Source organism: Jeotgalibacillus marinus (assembly GCF_040801915.1).
Classification (GTDB): Bacteria; Bacillota; Bacilli; order Bacillales; family Jeotgalibacillaceae; genus Jeotgalibacillus; species Jeotgalibacillus marinus.
In genome coordinates, this window is record NZ_JBFMIA010000024.1 from 16,006 (window position 1) to 31,532 (window position 15,527).

11 protein-coding genes are annotated in these 15,527 nt (G+C 38.1%); 2 read left to right on the top strand and 9 right to left on the bottom strand.

Translation table 11 applies throughout. The annotated features are described in order from the left end of the window. Nucleotides 1-8: 8 nt before the first annotated feature. The 8 genes from AB1471_RS15285 to AB1471_RS15320 form a co-directional block, all read right to left on the bottom strand. Complete coding sequence (locus AB1471_RS15285) at nucleotides 9-872, bottom strand: PAS domain-containing protein (protein ID WP_367780629.1); 864 nt, start codon at nucleotides 870-872, stop codon at nucleotides 9-11. A 740-nt stretch (nucleotides 873-1,612) separates the two neighbouring features. Continuing rightward, nucleotides 1,613-2,962: a TrkH family potassium uptake protein gene (locus AB1471_RS15290; protein ID WP_367780630.1), complete on the bottom strand. Its 1,350-nt coding sequence runs from the start codon at nucleotides 2,960-2,962 to the stop codon at nucleotides 1,613-1,615. 231 nt (nucleotides 2,963-3,193) lie between these two features. Continuing rightward, on the bottom strand, nucleotides 3,194-3,982 hold the full coding sequence (locus AB1471_RS15295; protein ID WP_367780631.1) for a TerC family protein: 789 nt from the start codon (nucleotides 3,980-3,982) through the stop codon (nucleotides 3,194-3,196). A gap of 280 nt (nucleotides 3,983-4,262) precedes the next feature. After that, nucleotides 4,263-5,354, bottom strand: a complete 1,092-nt coding sequence (locus AB1471_RS15300; protein ID WP_367780632.1) for an SDR family oxidoreductase — start codon at nucleotides 5,352-5,354, stop codon at nucleotides 4,263-4,265. Between the two features lie 104 nt (nucleotides 5,355-5,458). Continuing rightward, nucleotides 5,459-8,557: an efflux RND transporter permease subunit gene (locus AB1471_RS15305; protein WP_367780633.1), complete on the bottom strand. Its 3,099-nt coding sequence runs from the start codon at nucleotides 8,555-8,557 to the stop codon at nucleotides 5,459-5,461. Between the two features lie 159 nt (nucleotides 8,558-8,716). After that, complete coding sequence (gene nhaC, locus AB1471_RS15310) at nucleotides 8,717-10,105, bottom strand: Na+/H+ antiporter NhaC (RefSeq protein WP_367780634.1); 1,389 nt, start codon at nucleotides 10,103-10,105, stop codon at nucleotides 8,717-8,719. A 547-nt stretch (nucleotides 10,106-10,652) separates the two neighbouring features. Next, nucleotides 10,653-12,221, bottom strand: a complete 1,569-nt coding sequence (locus AB1471_RS15315; protein WP_367780635.1) for a peptide chain release factor 3 — start codon at nucleotides 12,219-12,221, stop codon at nucleotides 10,653-10,655. Nucleotides 12,222-12,438: 217 nt separating this feature from the next. Then, nucleotides 12,439-12,678 (bottom strand): YueH family protein, encoded by a 240-nt coding sequence (locus AB1471_RS15320; protein ID WP_367780636.1) that lies wholly within the window; start codon nucleotides 12,676-12,678, stop codon nucleotides 12,439-12,441. A gap of 134 nt (nucleotides 12,679-12,812) precedes the next feature. Between AB1471_RS15320 and AB1471_RS15325 the strand changes: the two genes are divergently transcribed. Beyond that, on the top strand, nucleotides 12,813-14,030 hold the full coding sequence (locus AB1471_RS15325; protein WP_367780637.1) for a NupC/NupG family nucleoside CNT transporter: 1,218 nt from the start codon (nucleotides 12,813-12,815) through the stop codon (nucleotides 14,028-14,030). Between the two features lie 63 nt (nucleotides 14,031-14,093). Here AB1471_RS15325 and AB1471_RS15330 read toward each other — a convergent pair whose 3' ends face one another. Continuing rightward, the gene (locus AB1471_RS15330) at nucleotides 14,094-14,339 is read right to left on the bottom strand and encodes a hypothetical protein (RefSeq protein ID WP_367780638.1); all 246 of its coding nucleotides are present in this window, start codon (nucleotides 14,337-14,339) and stop codon (nucleotides 14,094-14,096) included. Nucleotides 14,340-14,556: 217 nt separating this feature from the next. On the opposite strand from AB1471_RS15330, the gene AB1471_RS15335 reads away from it, so the two are divergent. Continuing rightward, nucleotides 14,557-15,527 (top strand): NupC/NupG family nucleoside CNT transporter (locus tag AB1471_RS15335; RefSeq protein WP_367780639.1); only part of this gene is annotated, 971 nt, incomplete at its 3' end.

Below are 15,527 nucleotides of genomic sequence, written 5' to 3' on the forward strand. Positions count from 1 at the left end.
CTATGGTCTTACTTTATACTAGATTGGAGCAGCTGAATAAAACCTTTTAGTGCTGTCATAGGATTACGAATTTCATGAGCGATCCCTGCCGCTAGTTGCCCTACAACTTTTAATGTATCATTTTTATTGATCTCGTTCACCATTTCCGTTATATCTGTTATAACTGTCATATCAACACCTTTTACGATCTCTGTGATCTTATGTACTTCATAGTGTTGATCTCGTAATTTAGTGGTAAATGACAAGATATGACCAACATACTTCTCGCGATTTTGTTCTTTCTGGAATCCATTATAATTCTCTTTTAAAAAATCATACATACTAATCTCTTCAAGCGCTTTTATTTTTGGCATTTCAAAAATTGAACAAGCCACTCTATTCAAATCAAGTACTTTGCCATTGCGATCAGACAAGACTAATCCATGGGAAGCGTTCTCAAATACACCCTTATAGCTTATTGGTAATAGAGTTGGAATTCTTTTGGTGTCACGAATGATCATAAGACAAATTGAATTGTTTTCTAATAAAATGAGGTCACACTTACAAGACAATAGATTTCCTTCACGATTATGAAACGTAAATTCTTCAGTTAACTTTTTTTCTGTACCTAATGACATCTTTTGCTCTTTGAATACGCGCAATGTGTCATTAGGTGAAATATCTTCCACATTCTCAATAATATAATCAGTTGTATCGATTTGTAACAATTTGTTCGCTGCTGAATTGTACAGCAGAATTTTTCCTGTTTGGTTAAAAAGGATAACACCCTCATTCATATTCATCAATACTTGAAAGGAAACTTCCTCTATAACCGTGTGTTGCAGTTCTTCTTTTATTGACCAATCTTCTTGTAAACATTCGTATTTTTGCAAAGTAATCCCTCAACTTCCGTAGTTAAACCTTTTTTAAAAGAAAAGTAGTGATAAAAAAAAGAGTCTTTCACCAGATTTTTTCTAACATTCTTTCATGCTGTTATCTAAACACTCAGTATGAGGTTAATGGCTTCATTCTTCTTCACTGCACTAGTTAAGCATAGCGTCTACACCAAATGAGGGAAAACACACTTTACGTATACCTATTTCATGGTTATTCCGTATGTATCTTTAATTCTCATTATGTTTGCATCACTTGTGCTAACAATTATTCTTTCAACAAACTAGGTTACTACCAAACACAACCACTAATTGAAATAAATACGAGTCGGATAAAAAAATTAGATCAAAACGAAAATAGTATATTTTAAAAAATCCGATTGTTCTCACTTTTGTTCTATATTAATATTAACACTTATTGTTCAGGAAAGAAACTCTATTCTCATAAATCATTCATTATTAAGAACGGTATAATCGTTCTTTGTCATGCTCTTTTGATTCTTGTTATTTCCATTAGCAAAGAGCATCCATCATGGCATACTCTCCCCTAAAAATGGATGGCCAACACTATTAATATTTACCGCATAACAAAAGCGATGGGAGATGAAAATGTCCCATCGCTTTTGTTTATATTTTACTAAATCTACTTCGTGGAAAATGAGTTTCGTTTGAAGTCCGCGTGGGTTTCTCCTAAGTGAGATGTTCTACCTTTAACGCAAATCACAGCTATCGTTGTTGCTTTACCCGATAATAACTCTTTCTTTCGGATAATGATATTTTGCTTTTTGGTTATTGCCACCAATCATAAACAGGAAGGAAATGAGCCCGACACGACCTATGAACATAAGCATCATAATGATGAGCTTACTTGGCGTCGATAAGTCTGGAGTTATACCCATTGACATGCCAGAAGTTCCGAATGCAGATGTAACTTCAAAAATCACAGCAATTAAGCTATGTGACTCAAGGACCATAATCATCATGATGGATAACATAGACATCATTATCGCTAAAATAATAACAGCATAAGAGCGATACACATCAATTAGATGAATCTCACGTCCAAATACTTGAATTTGATGTCTTCCGCGAGAAAAATTGATTAAAAAAAGCATAGCAATTGCTAGCGTTGTTGTTCGAATTCCTCCACCTACAGAACTTGGTGATGCCCCTATAAACATCAATATGCTTAAAACTAACTGGGTTGGCTCCGTGAACGTACTTACATCAATCGTAACAAGCCCACCCGAACGAGTCGAGGTGGATTGAAAAAGGGAGTAAAAGAACGCTTCATGCCAACTCATTCCTTCAAACCTTTTATTGAATTCCACAATAAAAATTAATAAAGTACCAAGTGCTAGAAGTATTCCATACATAATCGTCGTGATTTTTGTAAACAATGAAAAACGAAATGCACCATTTTTATTCGATAAAAATTGCTTTAATTCAATTAAGACAGGGAAGCCGATCGCGCCCAATACAATTAAAAATATATTTACCGTTTGAACGAAATAATCGTTTGCATATGGCAGTAACGACTGCCCAGTAATATCAAAGCCTCCATTTGTTGTAGCAGATACAGATGCAAATACGCCGTGAAGTAGCGCTTCTCCCCATGTTTCGTAAAACTGTGTAAAATAAACAGCAAGAAGTAAGGCACCTACGGCTTCGATGAGTAATAAAATTTTAATGATCTCAATAATCAATTTCACTACACCAGATAAATTGTATTGATTATGGTCAGTCATAATCAGTTGTCTCTCACGTAACCCGATTCGTTTTCCGACTAATAACCATATAAAAGTTCCAAGCGACATAATCCCAATTCCACCGAGTTGTAAAATTAACATCATCATGACAATACCGAACGTGGTATATGTTTCAGAAACATTGATGACAGTTAAACCCGTTACACTTACTGCACTAACAGCAGTAAATAATGAATCAATTAAATTAATATATTGACCATCAATATGTACACCGGGTAATCTCAATAATATAAATGAGAGGGTTATGGCAATGAAATAGTACATGACAATCAATCGAGCAGGTTTTAGGGTTCGTAATTTTTCTTTTATAGTACTCCACATATCATTGATCCTTTCAAAAACGGTCTATACATAGCTTAGCCGATTCTTATATTAAAATAAATCAGATTTTCAAATTTACTGCTGAAATTTTCTCATTTACCCATGGAATACATGAAGTAAACTCCTTCATATAACTTTTTATGATGGCCACCCAACTCCCCAAACGTATGATTGCCTGCCTCGCCTCACATGAAAAGCCACCGAATTACTATCGGTGGCTTTTTCCCCTTGTTATAGAGTATGACTTTCATTTCCTTGGTTGCCACGCTTTTTAGCAAAGAAGTACCCTCCTACTGCCATTATCACTAGAACGCTCCAGAAAATTAACTTCCACGTTGTTGAATGAGGGAAGTGCTCATCAATAATTTGAAGATTTGGGTGTCCTAATGTTAACACAGCAAGCTTAACTCCTACCCACCCAACAATTAAAAAGGCAATGGTTTCAAGAAGTGGGTATCTGCCTAATAAACGAACAAACCCGTGAGCTGCGAATCGCATGATGACTATACCAATCAAGCCACCGATAAAGATGACGATAAATTGAGCTCCGTCGATCCCACCAATTTGGAATGCCCCTACTGCTGGCAACGTTATAGCTAATGCAACAGCCGCTAGCATGGAATCAATCGCAAAGGCGACATCCGCAATCTCAACTTTTAATACAGTCATCCAGAAGCCTGATCCTTTCACTTCCTTTTCAGCCTCTTCAATATCTGTTAACTTATCTTTTCTTGAGCGAACCTGTTTTACAATATGACTAATCGAAATATAAAATAAGTAAAGAGCCCCTAAAGCTTGAACTTGCCAAACATCGATTAATACAGCAATTAAAAACAGTGCTGCAAAACGGATGATTAATGCTCCAAATAAACCATAAAAAAGAGCTTTCTTCCTTTGTTCAGGAGGTAAATGTTTTACCATAACTGCCATAACAACCGCGTTATCTGCGGCTAGAATCCCTTCTAAACCAACTAGAATGAGTAATACCCATCCGTATTCTAATAATAATGCTGCATCCATTTCATTTTCCTCCTTTAAATCATTGTCGCCAAGAGAATAGGGTCAATATGCAAAAAAACAAAAAAGACCTCTGCCTAATAAAGGCAAAGGTCTTGCTAAGCATCAAATGTATGCCACTAAGGCCGATGAACGAGATGTTCACGTAATGACGACCAATAATTAGTCATTTACAATCAATGACTATAGCTACTCCCCCTTGACTGAAATGTCAAAGTATATTTAATTTCATTTTATTATACCACTCAAGAGACAATTGTAAAAAGGTTTTGATTGCAACGCATTAGTCAATTTGCGAATGATACTGCTTATTATTCTTGTTTTCTTCATAAAATGCAATCATCGGATGTAATCCCTCTAGGAAATCAGGACAAACGATGTTCGAGCCAAGCAGATCTTGTTCTGTTTCGCTTTGGTCAAAATTTCCCATCCAGAATAAATAGTCTAAAGCTTCTCTTTCTACCTTTAAAAATTGACGTGTCACTCGAATGGTTAGTATCTTGTCCACCACACTTCTCGAAATCTTCCCAGCTGGTTTTTTCCCGGTTAGAGCGATCAAAACAAATCGAAATATTTCCCTTGCAGGGTATGGATTTGGATCTGTTACGTGATACGTTTTCCCAACACCTGCATCAATATGACTTAACCAATTGGATGCTCTAACTACATAGTCAACAGGAACAACATTGAGCTTCGAGGCACTTCTACCGATATATGGGATGATTGGAAGATTCTTTAGCCGCTCGATCATATTCATTAGGTAGTAAGACCCGTCAAACTTATTCGTGGCACCGCTTGAAGCACTACCTTTTACAATAGCTGGTCGAATGATCGTAACCGGTACAATCTTTTTCAATTCATTTACCAACACTTCTGCCTCGTATTTCGTTTCTTCGTAATGGTTGTGAAAAGCAACAGGTCTTAGTAATTCATCCGCTTTAATCTGTCCTTCTCTTTTTCCCGCCACATAGGCGGTACTAAAGTATACATATCTTTGTACATTCTTTAAAGACTTGACCCACTCGTTCAGGTGATATGTTCCTTTTACATTAACTTTGAAAGCAATTGATTTTGGTACTGCCAAGTCATAGATAGCAGCAAGATGCCAAACAAAATGAAGTTTATCTTTTAAATGTACTCTGATCGGATCAGGAAGTCCTAAATGTTCTTTTGTAATATCCCCTTCAATGATATGTATCGTTGTTTCATTCGTGCAGTCTTGCATCATATGCTCGACAAGTTCATTTGCTTTTGTCACCATTGAAGGCAATACAAGGACATAAATTCTCTTAGTTTCTCCTTCTGTCATCCATAAACGGATTAACTGTTCACTAATAAACCCAGGAAACCCTGTTACAAAATAACCTCTTTTCATTCCATCACCCCTTCCCTTTCATTATACAAAAAGAGCTTTAGAGAATGCTGATTAAAAACAAAACGGACTAAAACCACATTGGTTCAGTCCGTTTTGCTTTAATGTTAATTTGTTTCTTCTGGTATGTCTTTCTTTGCTTTCTTACTGTTCATTTTTCTTGTTGCTGGATCTATAAAGCTATAGATAATCGGCACGATATAAAGTGTTAAGAAAGTCGAGCTGATCAATCCTCCAATAACGGTAATACCCATCGGTTGGTTAATTTCCGTTCCTTCACCAATTCCTAATGCGAGTGGTAGTAACGCAAGGATCGTCGTTAAAGCAGTCATTAGAATCGGTCGAGCCCTGTCTATCACAGATGTAACAATCGCTTCATAACTAGCTAAACCATCTTGCTTGCGTTGATTAATATAATCCACTAGGACAATCCCATTGTTAACAACAATTCCAGATAACACGAGTAATCCAATGATCGCCGTTACACTGATAGGTGTTTGCGTTACAATTAACGCAATCGCCATTCCAATGACCATCAGTGGCACCGTGAACATAATAACGAATGGGTACTTAAACGACTCAAACTGCGCGGCCATAACAAAGTATACGAGAACAATCGCTAAGAGGACGGCTAAAAGCATGTCATTCATTGAATCCTCTAAAAGCTCTCGATCTCCACCAAACACGATTTCGGTTTCTTCTGCTAAATCTAGTTCAGCGATTGCGTCATCTACTTCAGCAGAAATTGTTCCTAAATTCGTTTCAGCAGTGTAAGTCGCAGTAAAACCGACTGCTGCTTGCTGATCAATTCGCTGAATCGATACAGGTCCTTCTGACACTTCAATGGAAGCAAGTTCCTCAAGTTCAACAAACTGCCCACTTGGCGCTCGTAAAGAAAGTGTTTTCAAACCTTCTAAAGTACTTGCAATGTCTTCTTCATACTGAACAAAAACACTATAAACTTGTGAGTCTTCAGAAATAATTTGAGTAGCAAAAGCACCTCTTGTCACATTGTTAACCGATTGTGCGATTTGAGCTGGAACAAAGCCGTATTCTCCAGCACTTTCTCGATCAATCGTTAACTGAACTTCTTCCACCGTATCTTCTAAATCTGTTTCAACCTCTGTTACATCATCAAGTTCAAGCAACGACGATTGAATGTCTTCCACAGCTGATTCTAGTCGTCCCGCGTCTGTGTCACGAACTGAAAATGATAACGTTTGAGGTGCCGTTCCAGTAGCCGTTTGTACATTTGCTGATACTTCAGCAGTATCATTGACATTTAGGGCCGCTTCTTCAATTTGTGGTGAGATATCTTCAATAAAGTCAAATACAGATTGTTCACGATCACCAAGTGGAATCATTTTAACTGAAATGTCTGCAGTGCTCCCATCAGTTGATCCAGTAAATGAGCCCTGTTGTGAGGTACCAATTTGGCTCACATAAACATCGATTACATCTTCATCTTTTAACTTTTCTTCAATAGCAGTAACAACTTTTTCAGTTTCTTCAAGAGATGTACCATTCTCCAATGATACGCGAATGCTGAAGAAACCTTCATCCGTCGCGGGTAAAAACTGAGTACCAACTGTAGTTAAACCAGCTCCACCACCAACAAGAAGTATAAATACTAGTAAAAGTGGTGCCCATCTTTTTCGTAAAGACCATTTAATTGTTCGTTCAAAGCCTTTAACAAAATTCGATTGTTTACGTTCTGATTCAAAGTTTTTTGGTGGCTCTTTAAGCATGCGGCTAGCCAGCATCGGTATGACGGTAAGTGCGACGATCAGCGATGCAAATAAACTAAATGAAATAGTCATGGCGAACTCAGTAAACAAATCACCGATCAATCCTTCAATAAAGACAACTGGAATAAATACAGCTACGGTTGTTAACGTAGATGCTGTAATTGCACCAGCAACTTCTTTAGCTCCATCTTTTGCCGCTTCTTTTGGTTCCTTTTTCATCGACAAATGCCTAAATATATTTTCTAAAACGACGATCGCATTATCGACAAGCATTCCGATTCCTAGAGCTAATGCTCCTAGTGTAAAGATATTCAACGAAAAGTCTGAGAAAAACATCAGAACAAACGTAACGATCACAGAATATGGGATCGCAACACCAATGATAATCGGACTTTTCACATTTCGTAAAAACAAAAACAACACGATCATGGCAAACAAACCACCGATGATCAGAGAATTTCCAATATTCCCAATAGCTAACTGAATATAGTCTCCTTGGTCAAAAAGAACATCCGCTGTGATCGACTCATAACGATCTTCAGCTAATAATTGATCAAGTTGTTCTTTAAAAGCAGTTGAAACATCTGCTGTGTTTGCATCAGATTCCTGAAGTACACTAATTAAAACAGCTTGTTCCTCATTCGCACGGGTGATCACATTTTGATCGGGCTCACCTAACGTGACTTCCGCTAAATCGCTAACGAGAACTTCTTCTCCATCCACTGGGTTTACTGTAATCACTAGGTTCTCAATATCCTCTACTGAGGTTAGTGTACTTAAAATACGAGTCGTTAAATTTTTGCCCTCTGTTTCAACCGTATCTCCAGGAAAAGAAATGTTATTTGCTTGAATGGCATTTAACACATCACTTTGAGTTAATCCGAATTCCTCGAGTTGTTGTTGATCGAGCAAAATTCGAACTTCTTCTGCTAATGAGTTGGATACATCAACACTCGCAACACCTTCAGTACGAGTTAATTCAAGCTCTAGTTCTTCTGCTAGCGTCCGAATATCTGTTGTTTCGTCAGATGAACGTAAACTTAGCTGGATAACCGGAAATTGTGAAGGATCAAATCTTAATACACGTGGATCATTGGCATCATCAGGAACTTGCACTTGCTGAATCGCTCGCTGGATATCCTGTTCCGCCTTATCAATATCTGTTGCAAAAGAGAACTCTAAAAACACAAGGTTTGAGCCTTCTACTGATGATGATTGAACATTTTTCAAGCCAGGTAATAAAGCTAATTGTGATTCAATCGGCTTTGTTACTTTTTCTAATACCTCTGTCGGACTTGCACCTGGGTAAGAAGTAACGACCACAGCTACTGGAGGGTTTATATCTGGAATCAATTTTATCGGGATTTTTGTTAAAGAAATCGTCCCTAATAAAATAACTAAAAGCATGGTAATAATCGTGAACACAGGTCTTCTTACTGAAAAACTACTTAATCTCAACCGAAACGCTCCCTCCGCTGGATAAAAACATTGTCCAACTTAAAATACTATATCTTTTTACTATACTGACTACGGTGTCGATTTTCAACATTTAACACCCGCGTTCACAAGATGATCAGAATTAGCCCCCTCAATCAAATTCATCAAGGGGGCTAATTATTATTTTTCGTTATACGAGATCGTCCATCCAGTAAAACTATAGATTATAGTTAATAATGGACTCACTATACAAAAGAATGCAAAAGGTAAATAATCAAGTGTCTGTACACCTAAAACACTCGTCAAAAATACCCCACACACGCCCCATGGTACCAAGGGATTGATAACAGTTCCAGCATCTTCAAGCACCCTTGATAGATTTTTTCTCTTTAAATTAAGCTCATCAATTGGACGTTTAAATGATTCTCCTGTAAGTAAAATAGATAAGTATTGTTCACCAACCATTGCATTGATTCCAATCGCAGACAAAGCAGCCGATGTCAGTGCAGTAGAAGATTTTTTCAACCCTCTTTGCATCGTTCCTAAAATGGTTTGAATAATACCAAGCTTAAATAATAATCCACCCAAACTTAAAGCTAAAATAACAAGAGAAACAGTAAACATCATCGAATTGATGCCACCTCTTGTTAACAGCGAATCGATTTCCTCAATACCTGTTGATGATTCGTATCCACCAAATAAAATCGATGAAACATCCTCAAGCGAGGTAATAGTATGAAAATAGGATAAACCAATGCTAACGACTAGTGTAATCGCAAGCGCAGGCAATGCTGGTACTTTTTTCACCGACAACACAAGCAATACGACTAATGGCAGAAGGGAATACCAGTGCACTAACCCTGTACCCATCAGATTGGAACGAAGGGAGACGATTGCCTCTATCGATAAACTGCTATCCAATCCTGGTGACAATATAGCAAACCCTATGATCGATAGGAGAAACGCTGGTACGGTAGTCCAAGCCATGTTTTTGATGTGTTCAAATAAATCCACTTCAACAACTGTAGACGATAAATTGGTTGTATCCGATAAAGGTGACATTTTATCGCCAAAGAATGCACCAGACACAATTGCTCCTGCGGTAATCGGAAGAGATAAATCAAGTGATGTTGATATACCGATAAATGCCACACCAAGAGTAGCAGCAGTCGTAAGTGAGCTACCGATACTCATTCCAATTAATGCGGTTACTAAAAATACTACTGAAAAATAAAATGGCCAGTCAGCCATGAGCAGTCCAACATGCATGATCGTTGGAATCGTACCGGACAATAAAAAAGCACTAATTAGCATCCCAATAAAGAAAAATAAAAAGATTGCCCCTAATCCAGATGATGCACCGCTTGTCATTCCGTCTTGTAAATCCTTGAACGAGACTTTATTCACCCATCCAAAACTAATCAATATTAAAATACCAACAATCAGCGGAATATGTGGAACCGTTTCAAGCTTAATCATACTAAAGCTAATAGCACTTACAATTGCACCTACTAATAGGAACGCTTGAGCAGTAGTAGGTGTAAATTTTGAATTGTTTTTTTCAATCATTACTAAAAACCTCTTCCCTAAGATAGTTATAAAAGCTGTTCGTTAAATCCGACAAAAATAAGGCGACCTTCATTTGTTAGTATTTTGAGTACTTGGCAAAGTACGGCAATGATCAGAGCGCTGGATGAATGGATAAATAATCTACCCTCCACTTATACACAAAAAAGAATCTCTTCATCCCTAAATAGGGACGAAGAAATCCTCCGCGGTACCACCCTGATTAACTACATTGTAGTTCACTTTCATGTATCGTACATCCATATGCGCAGTGTAATTCAATCCATAAACGCCTAAGCTTTCACCTTCCGCTTAGTCTCTCCTTGCTGTCGTTTAATGATCTACATGGGGTCTGCCGGATCTTCGCAATATACTATCCTACTTAAACGCTTCTACGCATTAAAGTAACTTAATATATAATAACATATTAACAGCATCCGTCAACCCTTTCCCACTTAAGAAATAAGCTTTATTTCATGCATTTCATTTCACACAATAAAAAAAGATCAAAAAAACCACTGATCGTTACAACTCTCAGTGGTTTTACAAATTATAATAGGCTATAAAGTTTTATTTCTGGGTGCTTGTCAGAGAACCATCGCATGGCGAAATCATTTTCAAATAAGAACACTAAGCGACCATGACGATCTTTCACAAGCATACTTCTGCTCGATGACATAGAATCCTTCACATCACTTTCATTCTCAATCCATCGTGCAATTTTTGATCCGACGTTTTCCATCATGACGTCAACATTGTACTCATTTTTCATTCTATGTTCGAATACTTCGAACTGAAGTTGACCAACCGCACCTAAAATGACATCTTCTGTGCGCATTGTTTTATAAAGTTGAATCGCACCTTCTTGTACAAGTTGATTGATACCTTTATGGAAATGTTTTTGTTTCATGACATTCTTTGCAGTTACACGCATAAATAATTCAGGTGTAAATTGAGGTAACTTTTCGAATTGGAAGCTTTTCTTGCTTGCAGTAATCGTATCGCCAATTTGATAATTCCCTGTATCATAAATCCCTATAATGTCCCCACTTACCGCCACATCAACCGTGTTGCGATCATCAGCTAAAAACGATGTAGATGATGACAACTTCACTGTTTTACCCGTTCTTGTTAGTTGAACAGACATTCCTCGCTCAAATTTACCAGAGCAAATACGCAAAAAAGCAATTCGATCGCGATGAGCTGGATTCATATTCGCTTGAATTTTAAACACAAACCCTGAAAATTCTTCAGCCATTGGATCAATTTCTCCGATGTCCGCACTTCTTGGTTGAGGTGCAGGAGCAAATTGAAGATAGGTTTCTAAAAACGTTTGTACACCAAAATTAGTAAGTGCACTGCCAAAGAAAACAGGTGTAATTTCCCCTTTTGCTAATCGTTCAGAAGTAAATTCGTTCCCTGCTTCTTCAAGTAACATCACATCTTCAAGAGCTTGATCGTAAAGACCTGATTGCTTAATAGCATAATCGCCTTCAAGTTCTCCATCTCCATTTAATGGTAGGAATCGTTCTGTATCTTCTACACGAAACTGTTCAATGCGCTTATGATGACGGTCATAAATACCGAGAAATTCTTTTCCCATACCAATTGGCCAGTTCATTGCATACGATTCAATGCCGAGTACTTCTTCTAGCTCTGCCATGATTTCAAGAGGTTCTCTTCCTTGACGATCTAACTTATTTACAAATGTAAAAATCGGAATCCCACGCATTTTACATACTTTAAATAACTTAAGTGTTTGTGCCTCAATCCCTTTTGCAGCATCGATAATCATGACAGCACTATCTACTGCCATTAGTGTACGATACGTGTCTTCACTGAAATCTTGGTGACCAGGTGTATCTAATATGTTTACTCGTTTATTGTCGTAATCAAATTGCATGACAGAAGACGTAACAGAAATTCCACGTTGTTTTTCAATTTCCATCCAATCAGAAGTTGCATATTTTCCTGTTTTTTTACCTTTAACCGTGCCCGCTGCACGAATCGCTCCACCGAATAACAGCAGTTGTTCAGTTAATGTCGTTTTCCCGGCATCCGGGTGAGAAATAATCGCAAATGTTCGCCTAGACGATACTTCTTGCTTTAATGTTTTCATCTTGTATACCCTCGCGTTCTATAAACTTTTATCATTAAATGATAGTCCTTCATCCTAAGGAATGCAATCACCAATTCGTGAATTGGACATGTAAATTGTTCTAAATGCCTGCTTCTTATAACACTTGAACAAGTGAACACATAACAGAATGAAAAGCTCCTCATTTTATGAATAGGAGCTTTTCATTTGCGAAAACTATTCTTATCAACACTCTTTGTTACATCTCTCTTGTCCATTGATTTATTCTTTGAGCAAGTTCCGTTGCCTCATTTTCTTCAGTGCGCTGTTTTAATGAAGAGATCATGTCTTCTACAAGTTGTTCTCCGTATTCATCATATGAAAAATACGTTGACCATGATAATGATGGAATGGCGACAAGAACTGATTCTTCTTTCTTGTTTTCGTGAATAAATACTTTGCGTTCTTCGTTGAGTCCAAAGCTATTTCTTATTTTCATATTTATCCTCCCCAGTCGTCAGACATTTGATTGACGCACGTTTTTGACAATTATTAAACACCTGCATTTGCATTGTAGAATGGGGCAAGCCTTTTGACAAGCACCGTACTTAAATAAGATTGGAGATGTACACTATGTTAAACGTTTTATGGGGGCTAGCAGGAATTTTCATACTATTGCTCATTGCCTTTGCCTTTTCAAATAATAAACGGAACATCAGGTGGAGACCTGTGTTCGTCGGTCTTGCCATCCAATTAACGTTTGCTTTTCTTGTGCTACAAACAACAATCGGACGCAATGTTCTGGAAACATTGACGTATGTTGTCGATAACATCATCTCTTATGCAAACGAAGGAATCAATTTCGTTCTTGGAGGATTTGGTTATCAAGCAGAAGGTGGAATGGTATTTGCCATTGACGTCCTTACGATTATTATTTTCTTCTCCTCTTTGATTTCTGTATTATATTACTTAAAAATTATGCAGCTCGTAATCAAAGTGCTTGGTGGAGGTTTATCTTGGCTTCTTGGGACGAGAAAAGCAGAATCAATGTCTGCTGCAGCAAATATCTTTGTCGGACCTATAGAAGCACCCCTTGTCGTCAAGCCTTACATTTCAAACATGACAAATTCAGAGCTTTTTGCTGTTATGACTGGTGGTTTAGCTTCCGTTTCCGGTGCTGTTTTAGTGGGATATGCTGCACTTGGAATCCCGTTAGAGTATCTTCTGGCTGCAAGCTTTATGGCCGCTCCTGCAGGTCTTGTGATGGCGAAAATATTTGTTCCCGAAACAGATGATCGTTCAGACCCACACGATTTTGCAATGGAATCAGACAACGATGCAGCAAACGTTGTTGATGCAGCAGCAAAAGGTGCCAGTACAGGTCTACAAATCGCTTTAAATGTAGGGGCAATGTTGATTGCATTTATTGCGTTGATTGCCCTGCTTAATGGGCTTTTAGGCGGAATCGGTGGAATGTTTGGATTTGGAAACCTTTCTATTGAGTTACTCCTTGGTTATCTTTTTGCACCGCTGGCTTTTGCTATTGGTATCCCTTGGAACGAAGCAATTCAAGCTGGTAATTTTATCGGACAAAAACTTGTTGTAAATGAATTTGTTGCCTATGCAAACTTTGCGCCAACGATCGATCAGCTGTCTGATAAAACAGTTGCCGTCATTACATTTGCATTATGTGGTTTTGCAAACTTTTCATCACTGGCAATTTTACTTGGTGGATTAGGTAACCTTTCACCAAAGCGTCGTCCTGATGTAGCACGCCTCGGTATGCGAGCAGTGCTTGCCGGGGCTCTTGCATCTATGCTTTCTGCAGCGATTGCAGGAATATTTTTTTAATCGTATGCTACCTCATTTTTAGCGATAGCTCCTTTTAGTGTTAAAACCTTGAACCAATTAACGCTAGTTCACAGTCGCTATGTGTTGTATGTTCGATGATTCAATACTCTTCATGCCTTTACCTGCAACAATGATTATGTCGCCGGACTCTAGGAACACTTCTTGGTCACATATCCTTTTGGAAAGTCTCCTTGCCTCATTTTCTCCAAAGCGATGTCTTAATGAAGAGATCCTGTTTTCTACATGTTCTTCTCCGTATTCATCATATAAAAAAATACGTTGACCATGATAATGATGGAATGACGACACGCACTGATTCTTCTTTCTTGTTTTCGTGAATAAATGCTTTGCGGTCCTTTGTTGAATCCTAAAGCTATTTCTTATTTACCCTCCCTTTGTCGTCAGACATCTGACTTTTATTTGTCATTTTTGTGACAATTATTGAAACGAGCACATTTGCACTGTAGAATGGGGCAAGTCTTTTGACACGTACCCGACTAAATAGACTGGAGATGAGATGTACATTATGTTAGACATTTTATGGGGGCTAGCGGGCATTGCCATATTATTGACCATTGCCTTTGCCTTTTCAAATAATAAACGGAACATTAGGTGGAGACCTGTGGTTGTCGGCCTAGCCGTTCAATTAACGTTTGCTTTTGTTGTGCTACAAACAACAATAGGACGCAATGTGCTAGAAAAAATGACGTATGCTGTCAATAACATCATCTCTTATGCAAACGAAGGTATCAATTTCGTTCTTGGCGGATTTGGTTATCAAGCAGAAGGTGGGTTTGTCTTTGCCATTAACGCCCTTACGGTTACTATCTTCTTCTCCTCTTTGATTTCTGTATTATATTACTTAAAAATTATGCAGCTTGTAATCAAAGTACTTGGTGGAGGTCTAGCTCGGCTTCTTGGGACGAGAAAAGCAGAATCAATGTCTGCTGCAGCCAATATCTTTGTCGGACCAATAGAAGCCCCCCTTGTCATCAAGCCTTACATTTCAAACATGTCAAATTCACAGCTTTTTGCTGTTATGACTGGTGGTTTAGCCTCCGTTTCCAGTGCTCTTTTAGTGGGTTATGCTGCTATTGGAATCCCGCTAGACTACCTTTTAGCTGCAAGTTTTATGGCCGCTCCTGCAGGTCTTATTATGGCGAAAATATTTGTTCCCGAAACAGATGATAGTCCAGACCCAAAAGATTTTGAAATGGCTGCAGACACCGAAGCAGCAAACGTGGTTGATGCAGCAGCAAAAGGTGCCAGTACAGGTCTACAAATCGCTTTAAATGTAGGAGCTATGTTGATTGCGTTTATCGCATTGATTGCCCTGCTTAATGGACTTTTAGGTGGAATCGGTGGCATTTTCGGATTTGAAAACCTTTCGCTTGAGTTACTCCTTGGTTATGTTTTTGCACCACTTGCTTTTGCCATTGGTATTCCTTGGAACGAAGCCATTCAAGCTGGTAATTTTATCGGACAAAAACTTGTTGT